Origin of the sequence: Eggerthella lenta DSM 2243 (genome assembly GCF_000024265.1) — a bacterium.
In the GTDB taxonomy this organism is placed as follows: domain Bacteria; phylum Actinomycetota; class Coriobacteriia; order Coriobacteriales; family Eggerthellaceae; genus Eggerthella; species Eggerthella lenta.
The window spans coordinates 972674-998874 of the sequence record NC_013204.1 but is presented as its reverse complement, the minus strand read 5'-3'; the positions used below and the strand labels follow the sequence as shown (position 1 = coordinate 998874).

The following is a 26201-nucleotide window of genomic DNA, read 5'->3' as shown; positions in this document are numbered from 1 at the left end:
CTCGGAAGCCCTAGCATCTGGGCTTCACCACCAGGAAGCACACCAGCTCGAAGTCGTCGAGCCCCTCGATGTCGTTCTCCAAGAAGCTCGTCGTGCCGCCGCCGAAGAAGCTGTCGATGTCGGACGCCTCCTTGGAGTCTACGATCGAAGCCACCGCGTCGCGCAAGAGCCCCGCCTCGCGGCGCATGTCACGGCCGTTCTTGGTCTCGCGGTTGTAGGCACGGCACAGCGCCATGTCGGGCTCGGAATTGCCGCGGCACAAAAGGCGCATGTCGTCGAGCACCGCCTTGGGCTCCAGGTGCCCGTGAATTACGGAGCCGTCGGACCCCATGCGAACCACGTAGAACGGGTGCAGGTGGTTCGCGCCGTCGCGGTCGATCCTGCTGTTGACGTTGCGCAGCACGAAGATGACGCCTGGCTCGTCGCCCTCCACCACGGCGTTGATGCCGCTCGGAAGGCGGTCGATGTCGGGGTTGTCGCGGTAATAGCCTACCAGGTCCATGCGGAACTCGTTGAGCCCCAGGTCGGTGATGGACACGCCGCCCGAGACGTCCTCCAGGTCCACGACCTCGTCGCGCATCTGCTCGAGCTGCTGGCGGCGGTACTCCAGGTCCCCCGTCTCGTCGGCGTTGATGTAGTCGTCGTCGCCGGTGGACGTCATCACGGTGATGCGCATGCGCTCCTCGACGCGCGCCTTGAGCTTGATGTACTCGTCAAGCTCGACGTCCGGCCAGTAGTTCACCAGCTGGATGCGGTCATTCTTAGAGCCGATGCGGTCAACGCGGCCGAAGCGCTGCACGATGCGCACGGGGTTCCAGTGGATGTCGTAGTTCACCAGGTAGTCGCAGTCCTGGAGGTTCTGGCCCTCCGAGATGCAATCGGTGGCGATAACGATGTTCACGTCGCAGCCGGAAAGCTGAGGCGCCACCACGTCGCGCTCCTTCGACGCGGGCGAGAAGCAGGCGAGCACCTCCTGCATGTGCGGGGGCACTGCCTTTATCGTGCAGGCGCAGCCGTCGCCCGTGACCTTGGCGCACTCGAGGCCGAGCTCGCGCTTCGCGAAGGCCGAGACGTTCTCGTAGAGGTAGTCCGCCGTGTCTGAGAACGCGGTGAACACGAGCACCTTGCGGTTGCCCGGGTTGATGGGGCCTTGCGACTTCTCGCGGATCTGCTCGCACAGCTCGATGAGCTTGGCGTCGTGGGCGGGGTCGATGTCGCGCACCATCGAGATCAGGACCTCGATGACGGCGACGTCCGCCTCGATGTCGCGCTCCCAGCTCATCCAGTCCATGTCCTCGACGAGGATCTTCGTGGCGCCGCCCACCTCGAAGCCGCTCTCGTCGTCGGGGTCGAAGTCGAACCCGCCCGGCAGGTCGCCGTCGGCCACGCTGGCGCCCGAGGCGAGGCCCCTGCGGTAGTCGTCTATGGTCTCGAGGGCGGCGCTCATCGCCGCCAGTACGCGTTCGAGCGTCAGGCGGAACGAGCACACCGAGCTCTCCAGGCGCTTGAGCAGGTTCGTCGTCATGAGGCGGCGCACGCCCGTCTCGCGACCGCCCAGCGTGAGGTTTCCGCCGCCGCCCATCTTCGCGTACTTCTCCATCTTGCTGGGGTGCACGTACGAGCTAGGCATGTACACGGCGAGCGCGAGGGAGTCCAGCTCCTCGTATATCTCGCGGTAGTTGATCGCGTTCGCCAGCGTCGAGAGCTTGGGCCGCTTCGATATCGGCGGCAGGCGCTTCGGGAAGGGCCCGATGGCGCTCATGTCGTAGTAGCGCTGGATGTGCTTGCGGCTGCGCGCCACGGTCACCTGGTCGAGCACCTCGAAGAAGTCGTAGTCGAGCATGTCGGTGAGGGCGCGGGTCGTCCGCTGCTCGCCGGGCAGCTTCGACCAGCGGGCGTAAACGGTCTGCGCGTTGCGGAACACCGTCTCGATGTCGTTCTCCAGGCGCAGCTTCTCCGACCAGCCCGTGGGGTCGCCCCAGTATGCCAGGGCGAGCTGGTTGCGCAGGTCGCGGAAGCGGTTGTTCACGGGCGTGGCCGAGAGCATCAGCACCTTGGTCTTCACGCCCTGCTTGATGACCTTCTCCATAAGCAGCTGGTAGCGGTTCATCTTGTCTTCCGACGCCGAGTCGCCGCCGTTTCGGAAGTTGTGGCTCTCGTCGATGACGACAAGCCCGTACGCGCCCCAGTTCAGGCGGTCGAGGGGCAGCCCAGTCTCCGACGTGCCTCGCGTGCGCGAGAGGTCGGTGTGGTAGAGCACGTCGTACTGCAGGCGGTCGCCCGCGATGGGGTTGTTCACGACGTTCGAGTTGTAGGTTATCCAGTTGTCGCGCAGCTTCTTGGGGCACAGCACGAGCACGTCCTTGTTGCGGCTCTCGTAGTACTTGATCACGGCGAGCGCGGTGAACGTCTTGCCAAGGCCCACGGAGTCTGCCAGGATGCAGCCGTTGTAGGTCTCGAGCTTGTTGATGATGGCGAGCGCCGCGTCCTTCTGGAAGTCGTAGAGCTTGTTCCAGATGAGGCTGTCGCGGAAGCCCAGCCCCTCGTTGGGCAGCACGTCCTCGGAGACGTCGTCCAGGAACTCGCTGAATATGCGGTAGAGCGCCATGTAGTAGATGAGCTCTGGCGCGTTTTCTTGATACATTGCCGTGATGCCGTCGATGACGGCGTCGGTGACGTCGTGGAGCTCGCCCGAGTCCCAGGCGTCGTCGAACTGCTTGAGCAGGGCGCGCGACTGGGAGGCGTCCAGGCGCATGGTCACATCGGGAGCTTCCGCGGAGTTGTCGCAGCCGAGCTTGCGCGTGGTGAAGCCGTCGAAGGGCATGTAGGCCACGTTGTCGTCGGTCTTTTCCACGTTCAGAAAGCCGCTCATACGCCCCTCGCCCTCGAAGGAACGGAAACGCGCCTTGCGGCGGATCCAGTCGGCGCACTCGGTCGCGACGGCCTTCTGCGTGAGCTCGTTGCGCAGCTTGATCTCGAAGTCGGTGCCGCAAAGGCCCTGCTCTCGGGAAAGCCGCGGGATGTAGAATTCGCGCTTCTCGCGCGGGGGGCGCTGCTTGGTGAACGCCTGCGACGTGAAGACGAAGCGCAGCTCGTCGATGCCTTCAAGCTGGGTTGCGAGTTCCTGATAGGCGTACATGGAGAACACCGACGCGGCTATCGCCACGCGATCGCCGTCGGCTATATTGGCGACAAGGTCGTCCTTGACGATGCGCGCCCTGTTGTCGAAGAAGTCGGGTTGCACGCCTCTATGCCCCCTTCTTCGCAAGCTCTTCGATCATACAGGTGCGCACGAAGGCGGAGAAGCTCATGCCCCGCAGGGCCGCCTCCTCTTTCGCCGCGTCGCGCAGGGTATCGGGGATGCGCAGAGTAACGGACACCTGGTCACCATCCACAAGGTAACTGCGAATTTCGGTTTGGCTTGGATTAGCGTCTATGAGTTGCTTGTACGTCGTCGGCATCTGTGCCCCTATCGCTCAAAATGCAATACAAATGCGTTTCTGAGTATTATACCGCCCGATATCATAAAAATTGCCGGAAGAAGCATTCAAGGGCGAGTATTCGCAGATGAGCGTTCCGCTATCTCATCGATTCGGCACCGCATACACGATGGCTCGGGAATTGGCCGCCTGATAGGAGCAGGTCGTGAACGCGAATACCTTGCTTTCGCCGTCGTATTTGCGCAGGACAACGTCGCTCTTCGCGACCTGTTTCGCAACCGCTTCCGCATCGCCGAAACTCGGGCACATGGTTTCGTATCTCGCATCCACCACGTCGACGGCGATGACCGAAAGATTGTACGAGCGGCCATCACGTGTGTACAGGTCGATTCTCGAATGACCCCTGGCAAACGATTCGTCGCTGTACTTCGCAAAATCCGAGAACACGCCGCCGTCCGACATGTTGTGCCCGTAGATCGGGACGAGGAGCGACCCTCCCGTGCAGTCGGCGTCGATGTATGGGGTGCCGTAGCCGCCTTGGTCGAGCGCATCGAGAAAGAGATAAGCGTTCGGGTTCTGCTTGTCGGCCTTGGCTACAGGCTGGCTTATGCTCGTGTTGGGCGCCTCCACCCAGGCGACGATTTCCTGGGACAAGCTGTCCCAGTCGATTCCCAGGGGCTCCTCATGCTCGCTTTCCTCTGATACGGCGCCTTCGAGCGACTGTGCGATACCGGCCTTGTCGTTGTCGTCCGCGGCGATCCAGGTGCATAGCGCGGCGACGGCGACTGCGGCGAGCACCAGGCCGAGGCCTTCGGCAACTATCTTCAGTTTCTTCATTCTCGCTCTTTCCAATAAAGAAGGCGGGCCTCGATCGAAGCCCGCCTGAACTTGCAGCGATTTGCTGTTACTACTCGACAGGTTCGGCGGTCGGTTCCTCAACCCCTTCGCCGGCCTTCTTGCGGCGCTTCGCCGCGGCATAGGCCGCGCCGGCCGCACCGCAGCCCACGATCACCGCCGCGCTTGCCGCAACGGCCGCCTTGGCCGCATCGGCGCCCGTCTTGGGGTATCCCTTGCCTACGGGGTTTTGGGGAGCATCAGGCTCCGGAAGCTCGATGGTCTGGCCCTCGTCCCCGATGTCCTCGTGCTTCGCGATGACGTTGTCGCCGTCGTCGGCGAGCTTCTCGAAGAACACGAGGGACTTGCCGGCCAAGTCAGCGGTGTCGAGCTCGAACACGACTTCAACGGTGCCGTCGGGCGCCTCGGGCGCGAAATCCGTCTCGATCACCATCGGGTTGCCGGCGGCATCCTCAACGGGCTCGCCGGTCGCCTTGTCCACCAGCATGGTGAACAGCTTGTAGCGGTTGCCGGGGGTCAGCCCCTCGAAGCTCACCACGTCCACGAGCGTCGCGGATTCGCTCACGGTGCCCTGGTTTGTGCCGGTTTCCGCATCGTGGGCCTTTGTTGCGATGTCGACGACGTTGACGGTCTGGCCCTCATCGTCGATATCCTCATGATTCATATAGATGCTGCCTTCGGCGTCGTACATCGCCTCGAACGCAACGAGCGAGGCGCCTGCGAGGCCGGATCCGTCGAATCTGAACTCGATGTCAATCGACCCCTCGAAACCCTCCGCTACGAAATCCTTCTCGGCCGTGATCTCGTTGCCCTCGGCGTCGAGCGCGGGCTGGCCGGTGGATTTGTCCATGAGCTTGCCAGTTACTTTGTAGGCTTCGCCGGGGATGCATCCCGTGTAGGCGACGCTGTCGATAATCGACATGTCGCTGCGCGCCTGGCCCTCATGGGTGCCGCCGTCGCCGTCGGCCGCGGTGGTGCCCATGGTCTTGGGCATGTTCTCGACCACGATGGCGAGCTTGGCTTGCATGGAATCGCCGTCGAGCGTGGCCATGCCCTGGTCGTTCACCTCGAAATCGTGGGTTTTGGCGTTGCCGTCTTCGTCGACGTCGCTGATCACGTAGCCCTCCGCCGCGGCTACCTCCTGCAGGTGGTAGCTGCCGTGCTTCAGGTACTTGAGGTCGATGACGCCGCTTTCGTCGGTTGTCAAGGTCTCATCGAAATCGCCCGCGTCGTTCCAGATGCGGAAAACGGCGCCCTCGATAGGCGTTTCACCGTCGAGCGAATCCACCTTGACCAGGCGCAACTCGGTCGGGGCGTCTGCCACGTCGATTCGCTCGTCGAACACCGAGGCCTCCTGGCCCTGGTAGGTCAAGGCAACGGTATTCTCGGCCACGTCGAGGGCGTAGCCGTCTTTGGCCTTCGCCTCGTAGACGGTGTAGGTGCCCAGGTAGAGCGGTTCGCTAGTCGCGTGTCCCTCAGCGTCGGTGGTGAGCGTCGCTACGATCTGCCCGTCTGCGTAGCGCAGGATCCCGTCGGGGGTGGAGACATCGCCTTCGGCCTTCACGATATAGGTGGAGCCGTCGACGGGCGACCCCGTCTCGGAGTTGGTCTTCGACACGGTTACGGTGCCTTTCTGGGGCGCGTCCTCGAAAGTCAGGACGATCGGGTCGTCCCATCCGCGGTAGTCGGCGGAAACCGCAAAGGCTGCCGGCTCGGAATCAAGGACGTAGCCCTCGGGCGCTGCGACCTCCTTCAAAAAGTAACACCCCTCCCCCAAAGCCATCGGCAAGGTGAGCTCGCCGCGCTCGTTGGTGGTCCACGTGCTCACGACCTCCTCGTCCGGGTAGTGGAGGGTATAGGTGACGAGACCACCGTAGGCGTCGTACAGTTCGAAGCTCGCCGCAAGCGGGATCCGCTTGCCGGTTTCGGCGTCGGCCTTGACCACCTTGAGCGGCGTTTGCGGGATCTTGTTGCTCACCAGAACCGGCGGGTCGTACTGTCCTTCGTCGGAAATCGTGATCTTGAAGTCCTCGACGGGAAGAAGGGCCTTGCCGTATTCCGTCTTGAACTTCGCGGCGACGTCTGCAGGGATGACCTCGTGCACGGTGTAGGTGCCGTACGCCAGCGCGGCGCTCCAGCCCTCGGGCTTCGACCATCCGTTGGCGGCGGCGTTCTCGTCCTTGGTGGTGGCTAGCCCGTTCTCGTCGGTCGTTATGGTGCACACGACGCCGCCGGGCGCGACCTCCTCGCCGGTTTCAGGGGATGTGACCGGGTTGGTCGAGTCGTTGATCAGCTGGAACTCGACGCCGGGGACGAGCACGCGCTTGGCGTCTTGCGGCATGTCGCCTGCGCCCTCGGAGTAGATCGATACCGGCACCTCCTTGACGAGGCGGTAGTCGCCGCGTTTCACGGTGTCCTTCGCCACAGGCGAGTTGTAGGTCGAAACGGCTTCGATGCGATCGTTGTCCGACTCAACCTTCGCAAGATGCGTTTCGGGCGCGTTGCCCCGGCCGTCGTCGAGGTTGTAGCCGCAGGGCACCTTCGTTTCGGTCACGAGGACGGTGCCGAGCGGGATGACCGGCGTCGCCCCGTCGGATGCGTAGTAGAACGCATCGCCGGACACCTTGGAATCGCTGCTCAGGTGGGCCTTGCCCTCGTCGTCGGTCGCAAGGACCCAGGTGCGCTCAGGCGAGCCCGATGCGCGGGCCTCGTCGGCCGAGGAGTAGATCCCCTTGTAGTACTCGACGGTGAACTCGGCGCCGCTGAGAGCGGAATCGCCCTGGGGCTGTGCCTTTTCAGTGGTGGCGTCTGCCTTGGCCACGACGACGTCGACGGCGTTCGACTGCGGCGTGTCCTGAACGTGCCCGGCCGCAACGGTGGCGGTTTTGTCGGGCTCGACCGTCACCGCGTAGGCGGCCTCGTCGATGGCGAACCCAGGTGCGGCCTTAGACTCCTTGAGCCAGTAGTCGCCGGGCTCAACCTCGTCGATCCTGCCGCGGCCGGAGTCGTCTAAAGCCATGACGGACACCGCCTGCGTGCAGGCCTCGTCCGAATAGAGCGTGTACTCGGCCGCAAGGGAGTACGCGTCGTTGCCGTTGCTCATGGCATCGTTGCCCGACTGCTTCTCAAGCTCGACGCTGCCGTAGGGAGTGTAGCTGAACGAGACGATCATCTGCGAGAAGCTTCCCGTGTAGAGCTGGAACGCCTTGAAGGACTGCTTGACCTCGCCCATGCGCGAGTGCATGAGGCGTCCCGTGGCGTCGCCGTTGATCACCGAGCCGCCGTCGTCGAAGCCGAGCACGTTCTGCTGGCACCACGAGCGAAACGCCTGGGTGCACCCATGCATGGCCTGGTCGCCGCTCGAGCTGTACGTGTCGGACAGGATGATGTGCGTGAGCGCTGCGTAGCGCGCGTCGTTCATCGGCGTGCCGTCGTACCAGGCGCCGGGCCACATGGAGTAGTCGAAGCCCGGGCCGCCCCATCCGAACCACAGGTCGGCGGCGGCTTCGGCGTCGCGGCCGGACGCGGTGCTCAAAGGCGCCTTCTCGTAGCCGCCCTCGGAAGGCGTCGCCTTGGAGGGCTGGGCGCAGTAGGCCATCTGGTCGTCTGCCCACATCCACGTGGTGAAGAACCCCGCATAGGGGATGTTGCCGCCCACGCTCAGGTAAGCGGTTTCCGCCGCGTGCGCCTCCTTCGCGCCGAGCGATGATAGCGCACCAGCAACGCTCGACGCTGCGAGCAAGAGGGCGAGCAGGCAGCGAGCGAGCTTCCCGCGCACATCTTCGAGGCTCGCCCCTCGGGCTGTTTCCTTGCTTTCATCCATGATGCACCTCCTAACGGTTACGGGAGTCGAAAGGGGCATGTTCGTTGGCGAGCTCCGATGCTCCGCTTCGGGCGTCGCTCGCGCGCTGCGCCAGGGTGCGCTCGTCGCGCGTCTTGGCCTGCGCCTGCAGGTAGCGGCTTCGCGCCTCGTCGAGGGCGCCCTTGATCTGCGCCGGCATCGCGTAGACGGTGTCGCGCATAGGCTTTCCATCTTCGCCCATCACGGGTTTCCCTTGGTTATCGAGCACCGTTTTCGAAAGCCGCACCTCGCGGTTTGCGAGCAGCGGGATGTCCCGGTAGCCTTCCCCCTTGAAGCGCGAGGGGTTCACGAAAAGCGGGCTGAACTGGTAGTAGCCCACGTCGGTTCCGTCGATGACGGTCCCTTTGGGCAGCGTCACCGAGTTGAACGTCCTCGTCTCGCCCGTGGCGCGGTCGGCGTACTCGATGTCGGTGCGCACGAAGTCCTTGTGGAGCGTGACGTAGACGTTCTTCCTGTCTTCGCTCATTGCTGTCTCCTTTGCATGTTCTTGGATTTTTGGCTCAAGGCCGGGTGTGGAAGGGCCTTGCATTGCGCGGCCGCTTTTAGCGCCGCGGCCGCCCGGCGCAGGTCATCCCATCGCGACCACCTCCTTTCGGTCCGCCCGGTTTCGCTAGAAGCCGCTCATGGCATCCCTTGCCCACGAGCCGCTCTTCACGAGCGAGAGCACCAGCAGGACGCACATGGCCAGGTACTGCAGCGCGTAGGTGAGCCCGTTGGCCATCCCGTCGATCGGCGTGCCGGTTCCGGGGTTTGCCGCCACCAGGCCTCCCAAGACGAGGGGGAACGCTATGAGCAGCACGAGTATCACAAGGCCCGCAAGGCACACCGAGACGAAGTTCTTGATATATCCGACGCCCACCTGGCGCGTCTCGTCGAGCGCCATGAGCGACAGCGGGATCGGCGCGAGCATCGCCAGCACGTAGAGCTGTATGGCTCGTGCCCAGCAGACGACGAGGCTCACTATGTAGGCGACGAGCACCACGAGCCAGCTAACGAGGGAGACCACGAGCATCGCCACGAGGGCGGCGACGTCATCGTCGGTGGTCACGATCGAGACCTTCGCCAGGTCCATCGGGCTGCCGGTGCCGAAGAGGTCCGCCGCCCTGCGTATCGCGAGCCCGACCACCTCGTAGAGCGATGTCATGAGGTCGAAGCTGTTCTGTATGAGGAAGAGGAACACCGCGAAGAAGACGAGGAGGAAGACCACTTCCTTGACGCCGGGCATGCTGGCGCTTCCGTCCATGCGCTGGGATATCTGGATGAGCTTGATGGTGAACACGAGGGAGAGCACCCCGCAGCCGATCGGCAGCACGGCTACCGACCATATGCCGCGTACCACGTCGTACACCGACACGTCGCCGGACGTGCCGAGCATGCTCTGGAAGCCAGCCCCGAGGATACCGTCGTAGCCGATGGATTTCAGGACGTCCACTTGTGCCGCGAACACCCAGTTGCACACGCCCCGCAGCATGTCGCACAGCCAACCGTTGATGTCCTCGGCGATGCCCGCCCATGCGGGCTGCGTCGGCACGAACACCGCGCAGCAGACCGCGAACGAGAGCGCGGCGAAGATGGCCGCTTTTCGGATGGCCTTCCTTTCGACGTGCGCGCCCATGGCTACACCGCCTCCATGGCCCCGTCTTGGGACACGCTCACCGTCACGATGGTCGAAGCGGCGTCGTCGAGCGTGAACGTGGTCAAAGTACTGTGCGCGCCGTAGTCGATCCAGACCTCTTTGTCCCACGCAGCCGACGTTGCGTAAGGCGAATGCGCCTTCGCGAAAGATTCCAGGATCGACTCGAAGTCGGCCTCGTTCTTGCCGGTGAGCGCGCAGAGGTCCCGTATGTCGCCGGCGATCGACAGCTCGGCCTGCGCCTTGCCGTCTTGGATGTAGGTCGCTTTGAGCAAATCGCACGTCAGCCTCGTCGATGCGCCCTCGTTCTCGATGCGCACGACCGTATCAGCGCCCGGCGCGGCGATATCTTCGGAGGCGCTCAGGGTTACGCTCAGGCCCGCAGCGTCGGTCTTCTCGTCGCTTACCGTGTAGTAGACCACGCTTGTAGAGTCGGCCGTGCGCTCGATGAGCGCATCCTTGGCGATCGAGAGCTTCGAGGCTCCGTCGCGGCTCGTCCATGAGGTGTTCGCCAGCGACGAGAACTCGCTTTCGCTTAGCAGCCGCTCATCGGGCGCCTGCTGCGAAGATTGGCTCGCCTTCGCGTCGTCTTGCTTTCCCTGCGCCTGCTCTTGCGGCGCCTGCTGCCCGTTTTGAGCATCGGGCGCGTCCATCGCGCAGCGGGCAGCGCCTGCCCCGATCGTCAAGGCGACGGCGCCCGCCGCCACGGCGGCCACGATCTTTGTTTTTCCGTTCATGTCTCCATCCTCCTTATTTGAACCTGAGAGCGCAGGTGAAGTAGCTGATTCCTTGCGACACCTTGCACACGTCGCCCGTCTGGGGCTCGTGGATGTAGGAGTCGTCTCCTATATAGATTGCCACGTGCCCGGGCCGCCAGAGCACGTCGCCCGGCTCCGCCATCGAAAGCGGGATCTTTGTTCCCGCGGCCGCCTGGTCCTCGGAATTGCGGGGTATCGATATGCCAGCCTGGCGATAGCACCATTGCGTGAGCCCCGAGCAGTCGAGGCCCACGCCCGGCGTGGTGCCGCCCCATACGTAGGGCACGCCGAGCTGCGAGAACGCAGCCGCGATGACGGAGGCGCCTCCGGCGGAGGGGTTGGCCAGATCCCCGGGCGCCATGGCGTCGAAAGCGCGCAGCCCGTATTGGTCCATCACGGCCTTGAGCTTCTCGACGTAGGCCGAGTCGGTCGCCCAGCCAGCGTCTTTCAGGCCTTCCGCCATCTTGTCGGAGGACCGCTCGGAAACAGCTTCCCCGATCAGGGCGTTTCCCGAATAGGTCGAGCTAGCCAGGAACACGCGGCTCCTGAACTTGATGCTGTCCGCGTCCGATTTGAACACCGTGAACGAGTCGGTTATGGTCACGTGCGCACCGTCGACCTCCTCGCCGGTGACCCAGTTCGCCTTGCCGGCGACTTCGGGCGCCGCGGCGAACGAAGGGGCCCATTTCATCCCGAACAGGTTGTGGTCGCGCGTGGCGAGCCTGCTCATGTGGTCGCCTTGCCCCGATTCGACGATGATCTGGGCTATCGTGCACCCGGCGGGATGTCCGTAGTCCTCTTGCGCCTCAAGCGCCGCCTCGACCATCTCGTAGGTGATGTAGGGCGGCAGGCCGGCGAGGCTCTGCTTCTTCGACTCGTTGTCCCAGAACCCGAAGAGCGCGCCGGCGATCTGGCTGACGGCGAGCATCGTCACGACGAACATGAGCATTCCGGCGACGATCCCCGCTGCGGGCGCGGCCGTTGTGGCGCCGGCAGCGCCGGTGGCTGCGGTCGAGGATTTCGCGGCTCCTGCGGCAAGCCGGATTTGGGCGTCGGGCCGGGCCGCCATCGCGGCGGGCGCGCCCTGCGCCGAAGCTCCCGCGGATATGGCGTTGCCCGTCTTCGCGCCCACGCCCGGCACACGGCTTCGGGCTGCGGCGCCGTTCGACTTGCCGCCCTCTTGCCCTAAGCTCTTTCGGGCTTTCGCGCGCGCCGCGATCCTCTTTCCCGCACGAGCCGCGTCGTATACGCGCTGCGTGTCGGAAAGCTCCTCCGAATCGTCCAATTCTCCGACGAGCGCCGACATGGCCGCCGATTTCGCCTCGACCTTCGCCCGTTCGAGCTTGGCGGGCTTTCGGGCGACGTCTGCGGCGTGCCGATCTGCGTCGATGGGATCCTTGCCGCATTTAGACTTGCCGCGCTTGCCCTCCGCGGGCTTGGCGCAGCCTGGATCGGGCCGCGCCGCCGCCTGCCGTTGCGTGGCGGCGCTTTCCCTTTGCGCCAAGGTCGACGCGGATTGCCCTTCCGCGTCCTTCACCGTGCCGGTGTTCAGCAGGTCGGCCTTTTCCGACGTGACCACCTCGCGGATGCCGGCGCTCATAGGCCGGCTCCCTCGCGGCGCGCCTTTCGCTTCAGCTCGGCGATCTCGGTGGCTTTCGTGTTGAACAGGTCGTAGAGCGCGCCCTTCGGGAAGTCGTCGCGGATGGGGACCCGCACCCCGCCGGCCACGAGCAGCCCTTCGCCGGCCTTGACGGTGTCGTCGATGTAGCCCGCCTCGGTGGCGGAAAGCGACAGCAGGTCGACCCAGCTCTTCCTGTCGAGCGCCGACTGCTTGTGCAGCAGCACGAAATCGGAGTTCAGCACCATGTTGCGCGCGTCCTCGTGCGCCAGCATGTAGGTCGAGTTCTGGGTGATGCCGGTTGCGATGAGGTTGAACTTGCGGCCCTCCGCCCAGAACTTCGTGAAGTACTCGATGATCGCTGGGTGCCCGAAGAGGGACTGCACCTCGTCGATGTAGAGCCACGTAGTCACGCCGCGCTCGTAGTTCGCGTACATGCGGTTTCGCACGGCCTCCAGCGCGGTGAGCATGCCGAACACGCGCATGCTGCTCGACAGCTCGTGGAGGTCGACGTTGACGATGCGCTCGTCGAAGGTGACGTTGCTCTGGCAGTTGAAGAACGAGAGCGGCCCGCTCACATAGCGCTCGTAGCGAAGCGCGATGTCGCGGGACTCCCGCTCGGGCTGGGCTTTCAAGATTTCATAGAAGTCGGAAAGCGTCGGGGTGCCGTCGCCGCCGCGCTTAGCGTAGGCCGCCTCGACGCAGCGCGTGATTATCGACTTGTCGGCCTCCGGCAAACCCTCGTCGCCCTCTGCCATCATCGCCGACGAAAGGGCCAGGAAGGCGTCGATCTTGAACGCCATCTGGCTGGTCGTGGCCATGTTGGCGACGTCCGAGCGGTCGAACGGGCTCAAGCGCGTGGGCGAATCTGGGGAGAACGCGATGTTCGATCCGCCGAGCGCCTCGATGAGGGTCGGGTACTCGCCGGCCGGGTCGAACACGATGATCTGGTCCTCGGGATGCGCGAGCACGGTGTTGGTTATCTCTCGCTTGACGCTGAACGATTTGCCCGAGCCCGGCTTGCCGCAGACGAACCCCATTGGGGATGCCAGGAGCTTCCTGTTGCAGATCACGAGGTTGCCGGACTGCTTCGACTGCCCGTAGTAGCCGCCGCCTTCCTGGTTCAGCTCGAGCGATGCGAACGGCATCTGCATGGCTATCTGTCCCGTGGTCAGGTAGCGCGTGAACTCAAGGTGGTTTCGTCCGAGCGGAAGGACCGAGTTGAGCGCGGGGCGCTGGCGGAAATCGAGGCTTGCCACGGCGATGGAGTTGCCCTGTGCGATGGACTTCACCTGCGCGACCTGGCGGTCGAGGGCCTCAAGCGAGTCGGCGTAGGTGTAGATGAGCCCCGTGTACTCGAAGAGGTGCTCGTTCTTGTTGCGGAGGAAGTCGAGGAGCTCTTCGGCCTCCTCCTTGGCGTAGCGGATCTCTGGCGTGAGGATCGATTGGCTGAAGCCCTTCTTCGCCGCCGTCGTCTGCTCGTCGATTATCTCCTTGTCCATCCAGTCGATCTGGCGCTTGACGAGCGCGATCGCCTCCGACTGCACGATCGGCGCGATGTGCACCGACACGGCTAGCGGTATCGGCAGATCGATGATCGAAGCCAGGTAGTGGTCTTCGAGCACGCTTCCGAAATCGCGCAGCGTGAGCACGCTGGCGTACATGCCGTCTATCTCGACGGCGTCGGCGCGCCCGGCGGGGGCGAAGTCCATGAGGTTCGGCGCGATAAGGTCCTTCGTTCGCAGCCGCGGGTGCTGGGACAGCTTGTCCCAGTCGCACGACGGCGTGTGCCCCGGGCGAACGAGCGTCGAGATTGCTTCAAGCCTTTCCTGACCGCCAAGCGGCGCCGCATCGCAACGGATGCGTGCCAAGGTCGACGCGATGTCCGACCTGATGTGCGAGAGCTTGGGCACAGCAGCCTCCACGCTCTCGGCAGGCACCGAGTACGTGAGGAAGCGCCTGCGGACGAGATTCGACACGCCCTCGCACATCTTGTCGTTGAGGATTCGGTTGTACTCGTCGACGTAGCCCAGGGTACGCTCGTCGTTCGGCTCGAAGAACACCTTCTTCCCGATGAGCTCTCGCGGGATCGGGGTGTTCACGATGGTCAGCTGCACGCTCGATTCCGCCGGAAAGTAGTTGTAGAGCGAGCTCAGCGTGGTGAAGATCTGCTCTTGGGTTTCCTTTCGGGCGGATTGGTAGCTGATGTCGGAGAATTCGACGGTCTGGCTGAATAGGCCGGGCTCGACCTCGGCGATGCCGTCTTTGTACAGCGCGTCGTAGGCGATGAAGCTCGCCGCGTCTGCGCTTGAGCAGCGCTTTTTGCTGCTGCGGGCGCGGGCCTCGTCGCGGCCGGGGTCCTTTTCCTTCGACCTCCTGCTGGCCAGCGCGGCGAGCAGGCGCGACGCCGCGCCCTGTACGCGCACATTATTGGTGCTATCCTCGCGCTTGGAGCTGCGCTGCTTGCTTTGTCGGCTCATAGTTTTCACTTCCTTTCTTCCTGAACGCGCGTTTTTCGCGGCGCGTCCTCTTGCGCGGCTTTCTCTCAGGCATGAGAGCGGCCTTTTCGATTGCCGCGCAGCTGCGATACGTGAGTGACTGATTGTTCAGGGCATGGGACGCCAGCAGCGGGACGAACCTCTCGAAGGGCAAGCCGTAGGGCTTGCAGAACCCCGCGAGCCAGAACGGCAGGGCTGCCGCCATGATCGGGAGCGTCATGGCCGAGACATCGACCTTGAGTCCCAAGTGAAGGACCGCGGCAACCGCCACCGCGGCGGAGAAGCCGAGCGCCAGGCAGCAAAGCGTCCTTAGGGTGAGCTTTCCGACGATCTTCTCGTCGTACTCGCCGATGTCTTTTTGGATGGGAATTTGAAGCGACATGCTCTTCGCCCCCGGCCTAGGCGGGGAGCCAGCTGGTGTCGAGCATGCCGAAGTAGACGGCTGCCGCGATGATGATGGCGCCGCCGGCGATGGTGGAGATCGCGCTCGCGATCTGGCTGCCGCCCTGCTGCTCGCGGATGGCGAGGCCGAGCGAGACCGCGCCCCATACGACCAGAAAGCCGCCGAGGAACGTTACGCAGCCCGATACCAGGCTGATGATCTGGGATAGCATGGTTTGTTGCTCCTTTGCATGTTGGGCGCCGCACCAGTTGTGGAAGGCGGGCGGCGCCTGGTAGAATCTTCGTTCGGAGCGGGATCGCTCCTTTGCATGAGGCAGTGGGGTCTGGGAGCGCGAGGGTGGAAGCTCGCGTTCCCGGTTCGGCTTTCGGGGCCGGCCCTGCTGCTTTTGCCTTCTCCGGGCATCGTCACCTGCCTTTCGCCAGCATCCCGTAGCGCGGGTGCCCTTCGAGCCTGTACTTCTTGTCGCGGATGGGGTTGGCGCCCGCGATGAGCACGATCGCCTCGTCCCTTGGCAGGCGGCCAACCTCGCTTGCCTGCATGAGGTCGCGCTCGATGATCTGCCGGTTGCGCGTGGTGGACGAGCCTTGGCCGCGCGAGTCGTTCACGGTCATGGCCGAAACGGTCTCCTTGCCGATCGCCTCGGAGATCTCCTTGTTCGTCTTCACCGCCTTGCCGCCAAGGAACAGCGTCGTGTCGCAGTTGTCCTTGATGATCTCGGCGCCCTCGCGGTAGCGCTTCTCAAGCTGCGCGAACGACTGAACTATCACCGAGCAGGAGATGTTCCTGCTTCGCACAGTCGATATAGTCTGCTCGAAGTTCGGGAGCTCGCCGATGTTCGCGAACTCGTCGAAGACGAAGTGCACGTGGGTCGGCAGGCTTCCGCCGTGGCGCTCAAGCGCCGTATTGCAAAGGGCGTCGACCGTCTGCCACATGAGCAGCGTGAACAGGAAGTTGAAGGTCGGGTTGGTGTCGCTCATGGATGCGAAGACGCATGTCTTCTGCCCGGCGTCTCCCATTGATCCGAGGCTCATCTCGTCGCGGCTCAGCAGCGCGGAAACTTCCTTGACCGACAGCGGCTTCAGCCGCACGTTGCATGAGATGATGATGCTCTTGAGGGTCTTGCCGGCGGCCGTCTTGAAAGCCTTGTAGTTGGACAGCGCGAAGTCTTCTTGCGCGCTCACGGGGTTCGCGACCCCGATCCAGCGCCAAGCGCCGGCGGCGTCATCGAAGCCGCGGCTCTCCGCGTCGAACGCATTGCGAGCGCCGACTTGGGTGAAGCACGCCCCACGTTCGAGCTCCTCGAAGACGATGTCGAGCGGGCTTTTGAAGTCCTCGTCCTCCTCACGCGCCTCGGCCAAGCCCAAAAGGGTGAGCAGACCCGGCACGTTGCGGTCCGCCTCTGGGCAATGAAACACCAGGTAGGAGACGAGTGCGACGTACAGAAGCCGCTCGGCCTCTTCCCAGAAGGGGTCGCCGGAGTGCTCGCCGTCGCCCGAGGTGTTCCTTATCAGGCATTCCACAAAGGTGAGCACGTCGGCCTCGTTTTTCACGTACGCGATCGGGTTGTAGTGCGCCGAGCCATTCATGTCGATGGTGCTGAACTCGACGACCCGGTATCCCGCGGATTCCAAAGCCTCACGCAGCTCGGCCGCGAGCGTGGCCTTCGGGTCGGTGACGAAGTAGCTGCAGTTCATCTGAAGGAGGTTAGGCTTGACAAAATAGCGGGTCTTGCCAGACCCCGATCCACCGACCACCATGACGTTCTTGTTGCGGTCCGTTTTCTGGTCGAACCTCCTCGGCACGAGGGCGAGGGCACAGTTCTGCGTCAGGATGATGTTGTTGTCGGAGTCCTTGGCGTCAGCGAACGCACGCATCTCGGCTTTAGTCGCCCAACGCGAGCTTCCATGCTCCTCGCCCTTGCGCGTGCCGGCGCTGCCCATGAGATGGTTGGCATAGGCGACCCACACCGCGCAGGCGCCCAAGGCCGCAGCGCAGAGGGCGATGGGGTCTGCGGAGAAGCCACCTCCGGCCAAAAAGTACGAGGGCAGGGTCGCCGCCGCTTCCGCCAGGTTCTCGATGGGCGTTCCTGGAAGCGACGTGAGGTTGGCGGCGTAGAGGTTCGCGGTGGCAGTTGCCGCAGGCGTTGCCACTATTGCAGCCACGAGCGCGGCGTCCATTATTTGGCCCTCGCTTGGGCGATCTCGATCTCGCGGGGCTTGTCGGCCTTTTGGGCGATCTGCTCGGCGGCGGCGCGCGCCCTTGCGGCGCGCTCCTTAAGGGGCTCGCCTTTGGCCAAGACGCCCTTCGCGCGCTCGCACGCCTCTGGGATGGATTCCTCGATTCGCCTGAACGCCCGGGCCACCGACGGCGTCTCTTTCGCCTTGAACACGAGGAAGCGCTTTCCGCCCTCGTTCGCGAAGGCGTGCTCGACGCCCTCTTTCTTGAGCTGCGAGGAAATCATGTCGGCCAGGGTTTCGTATTCGGGAAGGTCTTCGAACTCGCGCATGCTGAGCTTCGCCCATTCGGTGGTCTTCGCGGCGGCGCCTCCCGATCCTTCGCTCTTCTCGATGCCGGCGCACGTGCTCCTGATGGCCTCGGCGAGGCCCTTGGCGCTTTTGGCGAGGGCTTCCTGGCCGGCCTCTTGGCCGACCCTGAGCATCCAGTCGAACAGCTTCTCGCCGCTCTCGTCTCCGAAATCCGTTGCCATGGGTTGGTTCCTTTCTCTGGATTCCTCGCTGGGACAAGCTGTCCCAGCGATTGATTTGTTGGTTGTTTTCGTTAGTCGATGGCCTGGGCCTCGCGGCGCGGTACGTGGCCGCGGCCATTTCGGGCGGATGCGGCTTCGCGGGCATCTGAGGCGCGCTGTGCGAGGGGGCGTTCGAGCTCGGGGATGCGCGGATTGTGCTCCGCGGCCCATTTGGCCGAAGCGTCCTTGTCGTAGTAGTCGAGGGTCTTGCATCGCGCCGGCGTTGCGAGCTGCATCGAGCGCACGAGCGTCTCGAACGCGGCGCGGCCCTTCGCCTCGATGATGTAGGCGAAGCTAGTCGACTCGAAATCCACCCATTCTTCGCCGTCGCGCTTGAGGGTCCACCACTCGTCGCCTCCGTTCACTTGGTTGATGAACGCCAGGTCGTCGAACACAACGCCCTGGCGGATCGCCCAGTTGCCGCGCCCGAAGTGCTCGCGAAGCGCGTCGATGTCGTCGATGCGCATGAACTCGTAGGGATATTCCTCGAGAAACGGGTCGTCCTGCCAGTCGTAGCCGCCGACCTTGAGCCAGCCGTTCTCCTGGCATTTGGAGACGAGCTGCTCGCGCGTCTCCTCGTCGAGGGGCTTGGATCTTGGCTCGAAATCCTGAATCGTGGCGCCCATATGCCTGCCTTTCTCTCGCGGTGGGACTCGGTTGCGCGGGCGGGGCACGGGCCCGGCTCTTCTGGTGGTTGGTTTGGCCCAGCCAACCCCGCCCGCTCGCCCAGATAACACTGATTGCTTTTGCTTTGTCTGCGGGAAGGCCGTTTTAGGGTTCGCTCGGGTATTGCGGGTGAAGGCTTATTTCGCCTTCGCGCTCCGGCGGCGGTCCTTCCCGCCGAGCTGGACGATCGTGCTTGTCTCGCAGATGCGGGACACGATGGCCTCGGCGCTCTCGGATTCGTGCTGGCGCGACATGCGGCGTTGGAGCGATTGCAGGTCGTACTGCGACGTGTAGATGGTCGGCTTGCCGTCCTCGTAGCGTGAGTTGATGATCTGGAACAGGGTCGTGAGCGCCCACGCGTTGGCGTTCTCCTTGCCGAGGTCGTCGATCACGAGGACGTCGACCCCGGTGAAAATTGAGATGCCGGCTATCGACGGGTCGTCGTAGCTTCGGCTCACCGAGTCCAGCATTGCGAGCGACGTCGTCACGCGCACGGTGTAGCCCGCTTCGATGAACGACTTCGCGAGCGCGCAGGCCTCGTAGGTCTTTCCAGTCCCCACGCCGCCGACGATGTAGAGGCCCTTGTCCCCGGCGCTGCCGAACCCGACGACGTACCTTGCCGCCTCCGGCACGCTGATCTGGGCGGACATGTAGCGTCGCGGGACCCCGCAGCGCTTGAGTCGGCGCTGGGATTCCATCCGCTTCGCCTCCGCTTCGGCCTGTCGGGCCTGCTCGCGCTCGGCGACTGCGCCCTCGCATTGGCATTCCCTGTGGGTGACCCAGGCGATTCGGCCCGCGCGCCCGATGAAGCCCTGCTGCTCGTACGGCTCGCCGCAGTGCGGGCAGCGGATCTCAACTTGGGAGTCGTAGCCTATGCCCCTCGCATCGGCCTCTTCCTTCGTGTAGAGCCTGAAAGTGCTCTCCTCGTCCATATCGTGTCTTCTTTCTATTCGTAATAGCTGTTGTCTGTCTTTGCTATCGGGTGCAGCTTCTGCAGGAATCCCGATGAAGGTTCTTCATCGCGGGATGCTCTCTGGGATGAAGAACCTTCACTGGTTGCAGAAGGCAGTAGTGCAGGTTCTTCATCGGCGGCGTCTTGCGCATATGCAGGTTCTTCATCGGTCGCGAAGATGATGCCGAGGGCGGAGAGGGGCTCTCTCGCCGGGACATAGCACCGGCTGCCTATTCTTTTCGCCTCGTCGCACGGCTCGACCTCCTCGATGAGCCCGCGCGCCTTCAGCCGCGAGACGACGGAGAACGCCGCTCGCTTGCTGATGCCGCAGAAGCCAGCCGAGCCGGCTTTGCTCTCGAAGTAGGGCTTTCCGGCGTTGGCGAAGCCGAAGATCCTCGCGTAGACGATGAGGTCGTTGCCCTTCAGGCCGAGCCCTTTCGCCATGAACTCATGGACGACGACGAACGAGCCCTCGATGCCGCGGGCTGCACCCATGCGTTAGGCGCCCCGGTCGACGGAGCCGAGCGCGATGAGCTCGCGGATGTTGTCCGGAGTGAAACGCAGCGCCTGCCCGATGCGGGTGCCGCGCAGGCTCCCGTCCTCGATGAGGCGGTACACTGTCGAGCGGCTCACGTGCAGGTAGTCCGCGACCTCTGTCACGGTGTACAGGGGCGGCATGGGGCCCGAGGGCTCCGCCGCGCCCGGACGCCCTGCCTGCTGCAGCCGTTCGGCGTTCTTGCTTTCCATTGCTTTCCTTTCGTTCTGGTTGACCGCTGTTGCAGCTGCTTGGCCAACGGGCGATATCACTGGGACGCATTGAAACAGCAAGGGATGCCGTGATGGCGCGGCGAGCCGTCGTTCGGGTTCTCTGGGGTTTTGTGGGTGAAGGCTAATCTTCATGCGGCTCGCCTGGCTTGCCGTTGCCGATGCCCTTGGGCAGCGACGCGATCCATTCGACGAGTTCCTCGCGCAAGATGATCGTGCCGCGCTTGCCCGGGCCGTAGTTGTGCGTAGGCAGCGGGTTGCGCTGCTTAAGATCGGTGAGCTCGTAGAAACGAGGCTTGCTGATTCGCAGCAGTTTCATCACCTGATCGGGCTGGTACACGTCCTGCATGAGCACCGGCTCGCGCAGCAGCGGGATGACGAGCATGCGCGCGCCTTCGTCGTCGAGCGAGGACGGGATGATGATCTCGATGTTCTTCTTTGTTCCGTTGGACATGATGTTCACGGCCTTTCTTTTCGAAGCTGCCGTGAACGGCACCGTTCACCTTTACGAGGTTCATTCTTGCCTAAAACTCCTGTTATCTGAATACCCCCGACCACGCCCGTTTGCGCATTTATCCTGGAGGAGAGCGTTGCCCATGCGCATAAAGAAAACTATCCCGCTTGGGTGTCCAATAGCATGTACATCAAAGCAGGATAGAAAAGTCGATAATGTTCTTCTAAAGCTCTCATTTGCAAGGAGGCGATAAGATGCACGATCGAATAGGTGAAGCAATCCCGGAGGCAAACTGCCCGTACGGCGTTTTCCTGAATCCGAAGAATTGCGAATTCGGAAACGCGTCTTTTCTGGGAATAAGGAAGGACGACGTCCTTTTGTTTTCCATTGACGGACGTGAAGAGCGAATCAGGGAGGTTTGCGAGGACATCCTGAGTAAGGCCAGCCTCGCTTCGATAGAGGATGATTTAATTCGCTTCTCTCGACTTCAGACGAAAAGCGATTTCGCTGAATACGCTTCGGAGCACGGGCCTCTCTTCGGTGGGACTTACCTGAGGGAAAACGGAATAATCGAAGAGCCTCTGTCCATGTGGAAGCTAGCCGCATCGTTCTTCGAGCTCGCATTCAGGCTCAAGGCGGTCATCGACGAAGACTCATGGAACGGAAGCGTCTATTGGGATGGGAAGGAAGTTATATTCGGCTCTTTGATTTTCTTAGACAAAGAGCAGGTTCGAGAGGTTGCGAAGAAGCAGCGTCTGACTCACAAGGAAACGGAAGAGGCTATTTTCTCGGCTTCGGTGGTGCTGCCTTGCGCCATCAACCCCGATTACGCCCGCTTCACCATGACCGAAGAAGAGATTCAAAAAAGGGTCTATTGCTCAGGCCGGTGGGATGAACCCGGAGCCGAGATGAAGCACTGGCATCCATTCGTGAAGGCCATTCCTAATCTGATGCAGATGGACATCCTCAAAGGGAAGATGGCTATGATCGAGGCGAGGGCTGGGTTCGATGTGGCGATAATGCTGAACCCGAGACGCCATGCAGAGATGATAGGTCAAGGTCGTCTGCCATCCCTCGTTTGCCCGCTCGAGGAATTCAATGCCTCTTTCAGAAAGGAGATGGGGGCAAAGCTATGCCGAAGCCTGATGGAACTCCTGGTCAGCGCACACACAAAATATGTGAGACACGAATGGATTGGGCACAATTTCACCTACTACTTCGAAGACAGGCTACGCTACATGTGGTTCGCATTCGCCACTTACATGGACAAGAAACACGTCGCCATTTGCGATTACTGCGGCAAGCCTTACATGAGAACGCGGTCGAATCAGAAGCGCTGCCCTGGCGAATGCACCCGTAAGGCGCACAAGCATTAACGCCTCGCATCCGGGATCAACGTGCCTGCTAATAAGAATTTGCCATGCTTGGTCGCAACATCGCGAGGAAATGGTGCTTTCTTTCTCTCCGCGCCGAACGAGCAACGGTTTCATGGCGAAGCGCCATAGTTAAGTTAGTTACGCTTGCTGAGGAAAATCAATGGAAAGGTGGACAAAATGTACCCCTTTTCATTGAAAACCGTCATCAGCTCGCATTTATCTGTGGTCTTTCCGCCTTGTACGCAAAGGCGACTCATGGCATGGGTCTTGAGGGGGATTTATCGCCACTGCTTCCAAGTGTCGAGATTTGTCTTACGAAAATCGTTAGCCATTCTCCTCCGAAAAGCTAGAAGCATTGTTTGCAGCGGCCAATCAGAAAGAGCTTTGCTTTTACAGAATGCTCAACGAACCGCTGGAAGGCCGCCATCGAATCCCAGCAAACGCAGAAGCATGTTACCATGCGTACTGGTTAGCCCCGGGATGACCGCTGATTCAAGTCACCGGGCCTAAATTTGTTTTTACAGGAATAGCGTCTTGCCAGGCGTCTTTGCCTGATGGCCATGATCTTCTTTTTTGATTAATAGACACATTTAAGCTACAATTCGTGTCCAATAATCAAAAGGAGGGTTATGGACAGAAGCGAGGAGATAGCCGAATTCGTAGAAGACTCGGGCGGCATCGCGAGCGCGGCGCAAATCGCGAAAGCGGGCTTTCTGCCGGGCTCGATCTCCTACGCCCTTGAATCGGGCGCTATAGACAAGCTTACCCGGGGCGTGTACTGTCTGCCCGAAGTCTTCGATGACGAGTTCGCAGCGATATCCTACAGGTGGAGCAAATGCGTGCTATCGCATGGAAGCGCGCTGTACCTCGCCGGCCTTTCCGACAAGGTTCCCGCCGCAATCGATGTCACCGTCCCGCGCGGCTACAACCCGCGTGGCCTTACCCAAGAATATCCCGATACGAAGATTCACCGTCTCTCTCCCGAGCTCTACGAGCTCGGCATCGTTAAGGCAAAGTCCCCAGGAGGGGGCACTGTGAAAGCCTATTGCGCCGAACGGGCCGTAGCCGATCTCATTTCGCAGAGAGTCTCCGAAGGAGCGGACCCCCAGCTCGTCCGCGACGCGGTCGCGGGTTACTTCAAAAGGAAAGGCGCCGACCTGCCTAAGCTCGCACGGATGTGCAACGCGCTCGGCGTCGAGAAAGAGTTCAGGATGTATTTGGAGGTGCTCACATGATGAGGAGCGATGCAAGCCTCAAGGGCAAAATTAAGGCCCTGGCCAAAAAAGCAACCTGAAGCCCCAGGAGCTCCTGCAAATGTACCTGTTCGAGCATCTTTTGGTGCGGCTCGGAAAGAGCGGCTACGCCGAGGCGTTCGTTCTGAAGGGCGGCCTCCTCATCTCCTCGATGACCGGCGTCGCCCAGAGGACCACCATGGACATGGACACGACGGTGATAGGCATGGATATGGACGAAGGCACGGTGAGCGAGGCCGTCGCCGCCATCTGCGCCGTGGACGTCGCCGACGGCATGGAATACTCCTTCGAGCGGATCGAGCCCATCCGCGAGGGCGACGAGTACGCGAACTGGCGCGCGCACCTGCGCGCGAGGTACGGCAAGATAGACGCTCCCGTGAAGATCGACATCACGACCGAAGACGAGATAGTGCCCGGGCGCATCGAGTACCGCTACCCGCTGATGTTCGAGGAGGGCTCGGTCAGGGTGCTCTCGTACCCGCTCGAAACCGTGCTGGCCGAAAAGCTCGAGACTGTCGTTTCCCGGGGAATCGCCAACACGCGTGGCCGCGACTACTACGACATCCACACTTTGCTCCGTTTGAAGGCGGGCGAAATAAATCGGGATTCCCTGCACGAAGCCGTTGTCGCCACCGCCTCCAGGCGCGGTTCACTCGGCACGATGGGCGACTACGAGGCCGTGCTCGGCGAGGTCAGAAGATCCGATATGATGCGGGGCATCTGGTCCTCTTACGTCTCGGCATCACCCTATGCGGAAGGCCACAAGACGAGGGGGAGGCGAAGCAGGACGCGTTCAAATACATCGAGCTCTACTACAGCAGGCAGAGGATGCGCTCATCGATCGGCTATAACGCCCCGTGCGACCTAGAGCGAGATGTTGCCTGAAGAAGCTTATTTTTCCGTCCAAGAAACCTTGACCAGTCCAAAAACCTCCCATTTCTCGTGTTCAAGAAATGGGAGGCAGTTCAAACGTGCACGGGACCCTTTCCTTTTAATGGCTGGTTTACGCTGCGGTCCGTTTTGGAAGGGTCGTGAGCATGGTGGCCCCGTTCTCGGAACTTGCTTCGACCTCAACCGTGCCGCCGTGCAGCGCTGCAATCTCCCAAACAAGCGCTAGCCCGAGTCCTGCGCCGCCGTATGCCCTGCTGCGGGATTTATCCAGGCGAAAGAACGGCTGGAAGATGCTCTCACGGTACTGCTTGGGTATTCCCGGGCCCTGATCTTCGACTCGCAGGAACACGTGACTGTCGTTGTCGCAGATGGAGACGTTGACAGTGGAGCCGGGGCGGCTGTAACGGATGGCATTTTCGACCAGGTTAAACACCAGCCGATAGAGGAGCGTGTCGCTTCCGATTATCAGAGCGCCTCCACTGCAATTGAGGACGATGTCTTTATGCTCGGCAAGCGGAGCAAGGTCGGTGAGGACTTCTTCGGACAGGGGGCCAAGCTCAATATCGTCCTCGCAGGGAACGCTGTGGAGCTCACTCATCTCAAGCAGCACCTTGGTCATTCGCGACATCCGCTCGGTTTGTTCTTGCAGCAGGCCGAGCAGCTCGGCTGTTTGGGGTTGCGATGTGGGATGCTCGGAGGCGAACAGTTCAATCTGCGCCTGCATAAGGGCGAGCGGGGTGCGCAGCTCGTGTGCGGCGTTGCCGGTAAACTGACGCTGTGCGGAGAACCCTTCGTCGAGCCGACCGATCATATCGTTGAATGAGGCGCTGCATCGTTGCAGTTCGGTGGGCACATCTTCGCTGAGGTTGATTTCGCTTAGGTTGTCAGGCTGCACGCGCTCTACTTGAGCGGCAAAAGCCCGTAGCGGCTTGAGCGCACGACCGCTCACAAAGTATGCCAGCACGCCACCAAGCAGCGTGACTCCAGCTGTGATGCACCAGGCGGTCGCGCCAAAAGACTCTTGTGCGTTATTCACGACGACCGTGACCTCGTCATCGAGGGCCACGTTCGTTGGGTCAAACGCCTGGGGCGTATCTTCGTCGGCTGTGCTAAGAGCCGAGATGCCACTGCCAATTGCGTCCATGTAGCGCATGCCCGTATAGCCGACCAGGCAGTTTGTCAGCATGCACGCCGCGCACGTCAGAAGTGCCGTCATGATCGTTATGCGCCATTGCAGCGAAAGCCTTTTCATTCGCTATCCTCCATGACGTAGCCCTCTCCAATCCGATTGCGAATCGGGTCGTATCCCAAAGCGCTGCGCAGCTTTTTCCTGAGCGACGAGATATGAACACGGGTTGCGTTGCTAAAGCTGTTCACACTGCTATCCCAAACGTGCTCGATAAGCTCCTCTTGGCTTACCGGGCGCCCCTGGTTAAGCATCAGGTATTCCAAGATTCCCGTTTCTTTGCGCGTGAGAGACAGCGCTTCGCCGCCTACGGAAGCGATGCGCGCCTTGGTGTCAAAGCTGAGCTTTCCGCAGGTTAAAACTATGTTGTCTTGTGCGAAGCGCCTGAGCGTGAGGCTGCGAATTCTCGCCGCGAGCTCGTCCAGATGAAACGGCTTGGTGAGGTAATCGTTGGCGCCGGCATCGAGTCCGGTGACTTTATCGAATACTTTGCCACGTGCGGACAGAATCAGCACTTTGGTCTCGCGGTCGGTTTTCCGAAGTGCCTTGAGCACGGTCATGCCGTCGATACGGGGAAGGTTGAGGTCGAGTACCACGAGGTCAAAGACTTCAACGCCTAGTAGGTCGAGCGCCTCCTGCCCATCATGGCAGCAGTCGACGCTGTATGCCAAGTTTCGCAAGCTGCGCGCGATTGCGTCACATAGAGCTCGCTCGTCCTCGACGATTAAAATACGCATAACAATCTCCTTGCACATTTCAAATCGCGCTTAACACGGATTTTATGGTCGATATGGTTCAATGGTTGCGTAACGAAAGGAGTGGTCAGGTTGTTCAAGGCGGTAAAA

At 62.0% G+C, this 26201-nt stretch carries 24 protein-coding genes; 4 read left to right on the top strand and 20 right to left on the bottom strand.

Annotated elements, in window-relative coordinates; translation table 11 throughout:
* Positions 1 to 10: 10 nt before the first annotated feature.
* The 18 genes from ELEN_RS03985 to ELEN_RS03900 all read right to left on the bottom strand — a co-directional run bounded on the left by ELEN_RS03985 (position 11) and on the right by ELEN_RS03900 (position 20659).
* Entirely contained in the window at positions 11 to 3244 is a 3234-nt protein-coding gene (locus ELEN_RS03985; RefSeq protein WP_015760167.1) for a helicase-related protein, read from the bottom strand.
* A gap of 4 nt (positions 3245 to 3248) precedes the next feature.
* Positions 3249 to 3461: a YlcI/YnfO family protein gene (locus ELEN_RS03980; protein WP_015540564.1), complete on the bottom strand. Its 213-nt coding sequence runs from the start codon at positions 3459 to 3461 to the stop codon at positions 3249 to 3251.
* A gap of 123 nt (positions 3462 to 3584) precedes the next feature.
* Positions 3585 to 4277: a class B sortase gene (locus ELEN_RS03975; protein WP_015760166.1), complete on the bottom strand. Its 693-nt coding sequence runs from the start codon at positions 4275 to 4277 to the stop codon at positions 3585 to 3587.
* Positions 4278 to 4347: 70 nt separating this feature from the next.
* Positions 4348 to 8118, bottom strand: coding sequence for a VaFE repeat-containing surface-anchored protein (locus ELEN_RS03970; RefSeq protein WP_015760165.1), 3771 nt, complete (start codon positions 8116 to 8118; stop codon positions 4348 to 4350).
* A gap of 10 nt (positions 8119 to 8128) precedes the next feature.
* Positions 8129 to 8623, bottom strand: coding sequence for a hypothetical protein (locus ELEN_RS03965; RefSeq protein WP_015760164.1), 495 nt, complete (start codon positions 8621 to 8623; stop codon positions 8129 to 8131).
* A gap of 144 nt (positions 8624 to 8767) precedes the next feature.
* Entirely contained in the window at positions 8768 to 9772 is a 1005-nt protein-coding gene (locus ELEN_RS03960) for a VirB6/TrbL-like conjugal transfer protein, CD1112 family (protein ID WP_015760163.1), read from the bottom strand.
* 2 nt (positions 9773 to 9774) lie between these two features.
* Positions 9775 to 10527 carry a hypothetical protein gene (locus ELEN_RS03955; RefSeq protein WP_015760162.1) on the bottom strand — a complete coding sequence of 251 codons (753 nt, stop codon included), beginning with the start codon at positions 10525 to 10527 and terminating at the stop codon, positions 9775 to 9777.
* Between the two features lie 13 nt (positions 10528 to 10540).
* Positions 10541 to 12148 (bottom strand): C40 family peptidase, encoded by a 1608-nt coding sequence (locus ELEN_RS03950; RefSeq protein ID WP_015760161.1) that lies wholly within the window; start codon positions 12146 to 12148, stop codon positions 10541 to 10543.
* The gene (locus tag ELEN_RS03945) at positions 12145 to 14592 is read right to left on the bottom strand and encodes a VirB4-like conjugal transfer ATPase, CD1110 family (RefSeq protein ID WP_015760160.1); all 2448 of its coding nucleotides are present in this window, start codon (positions 14590 to 14592) and stop codon (positions 12145 to 12147) included. Before ELEN_RS03945 ends, ELEN_RS03950 begins: the two co-directional genes overlap by 4 nt.
* 10 nt (positions 14593 to 14602) lie before the next feature.
* Positions 14603 to 15046, bottom strand: coding sequence for a PrgI family protein (locus ELEN_RS03940; protein ID WP_015760159.1), 444 nt, complete (start codon positions 15044 to 15046; stop codon positions 14603 to 14605).
* A 16-nt stretch (positions 15047 to 15062) separates the two neighbouring features.
* The gene (locus tag ELEN_RS03935; protein ID WP_015540573.1) at positions 15063 to 15278 is read right to left on the bottom strand and encodes a hypothetical protein; all 216 of its coding nucleotides are present in this window, start codon (positions 15276 to 15278) and stop codon (positions 15063 to 15065) included.
* 193 nt (positions 15279 to 15471) lie between these two features.
* Positions 15472 to 17244, bottom strand: a complete 1773-nt coding sequence (locus ELEN_RS03930; RefSeq protein WP_015760158.1) for a VirD4-like conjugal transfer protein, CD1115 family — start codon at positions 17242 to 17244, stop codon at positions 15472 to 15474.
* Positions 17244 to 17774: a DUF3801 domain-containing protein gene (locus ELEN_RS03925; RefSeq protein WP_015540575.1), complete on the bottom strand. Its 531-nt coding sequence runs from the start codon at positions 17772 to 17774 to the stop codon at positions 17244 to 17246. The genes ELEN_RS03930 and ELEN_RS03925 overlap by 1 nt, the downstream gene beginning before the upstream one ends.
* Before the next feature lie 71 nt (positions 17775 to 17845).
* Positions 17846 to 18439 carry a hypothetical protein gene (locus tag ELEN_RS03920; RefSeq protein ID WP_015760157.1) on the bottom strand — a complete coding sequence of 198 codons (594 nt, stop codon included), beginning with the start codon at positions 18437 to 18439 and terminating at the stop codon, positions 17846 to 17848.
* 177 nt (positions 18440 to 18616) lie between these two features.
* Positions 18617 to 19411 (bottom strand): ATP-binding protein, encoded by a 795-nt coding sequence (locus ELEN_RS03915; protein WP_015760156.1) that lies wholly within the window; start codon positions 19409 to 19411, stop codon positions 18617 to 18619.
* Between the two features lie 14 nt (positions 19412 to 19425).
* Positions 19426 to 19926 carry a hypothetical protein gene (locus ELEN_RS03910; protein ID WP_015760155.1) on the bottom strand — a complete coding sequence of 167 codons (501 nt, stop codon included), beginning with the start codon at positions 19924 to 19926 and terminating at the stop codon, positions 19426 to 19428.
* A gap of 3 nt (positions 19927 to 19929) precedes the next feature.
* Positions 19930 to 20178, bottom strand: a complete 249-nt coding sequence (locus ELEN_RS03905) for a helix-turn-helix domain-containing protein (protein ID WP_015760154.1) — start codon at positions 20176 to 20178, stop codon at positions 19930 to 19932.
* A gap of 142 nt (positions 20179 to 20320) precedes the next feature.
* Positions 20321 to 20659 (bottom strand): helix-turn-helix domain-containing protein, encoded by a 339-nt coding sequence (locus ELEN_RS03900; RefSeq protein ID WP_041691605.1) that lies wholly within the window; start codon positions 20657 to 20659, stop codon positions 20321 to 20323.
* A gap of 245 nt (positions 20660 to 20904) precedes the next feature.
* Here ELEN_RS03900 and ELEN_RS03895 point away from each other — a divergent pair, with 245 nt between their 5' ends.
* The 4 genes from ELEN_RS03895 (at position 20905) to ELEN_RS03885 (ending at position 24147) form a co-directional block, all read left to right on the top strand.
* Positions 20905 to 22026 (top strand): hypothetical protein, encoded by a 1122-nt coding sequence (locus ELEN_RS03895; protein WP_015760152.1) that lies wholly within the window; start codon positions 20905 to 20907, stop codon positions 22024 to 22026.
* A gap of 44 nt (positions 22027 to 22070) precedes the next feature.
* Positions 22071 to 22376 carry a hypothetical protein gene (locus ELEN_RS16275; RefSeq protein WP_147271656.1) on the top strand — a complete coding sequence of 102 codons (306 nt, stop codon included), beginning with the start codon at positions 22071 to 22073 and terminating at the stop codon, positions 22374 to 22376.
* A gap of 279 nt (positions 22377 to 22655) precedes the next feature.
* Positions 22656 to 23261, top strand: coding sequence for a type IV toxin-antitoxin system AbiEi family antitoxin domain-containing protein (locus ELEN_RS03890; protein WP_015760151.1), 606 nt, complete (start codon positions 22656 to 22658; stop codon positions 23259 to 23261).
* 79 nt (positions 23262 to 23340) lie between these two features.
* On the top strand, positions 23341 to 24147 hold the full coding sequence (locus ELEN_RS03885) for a nucleotidyl transferase AbiEii/AbiGii toxin family protein (RefSeq protein WP_015540582.1): 807 nt from the start codon (positions 23341 to 23343) through the stop codon (positions 24145 to 24147).
* Positions 24148 to 24282: 135 nt separating this feature from the next.
* Here the strand turns inward: ELEN_RS03885 and ELEN_RS03880 are convergent, their stop codons facing one another.
* Positions 24283 to 25422 carry a HAMP domain-containing sensor histidine kinase gene (locus tag ELEN_RS03880; RefSeq protein WP_015760150.1) on the bottom strand — a complete coding sequence of 380 codons (1140 nt, stop codon included), beginning with the start codon at positions 25420 to 25422 and terminating at the stop codon, positions 24283 to 24285.
* Positions 25419 to 26093 carry a response regulator transcription factor gene (locus ELEN_RS03875; protein WP_015760149.1) on the bottom strand — a complete coding sequence of 225 codons (675 nt, stop codon included), beginning with the start codon at positions 26091 to 26093 and terminating at the stop codon, positions 25419 to 25421. The genes ELEN_RS03880 and ELEN_RS03875 overlap by 4 nt, the downstream gene beginning before the upstream one ends.
* Between the last annotated feature and the right edge of the window lie 108 nt (positions 26094 to 26201).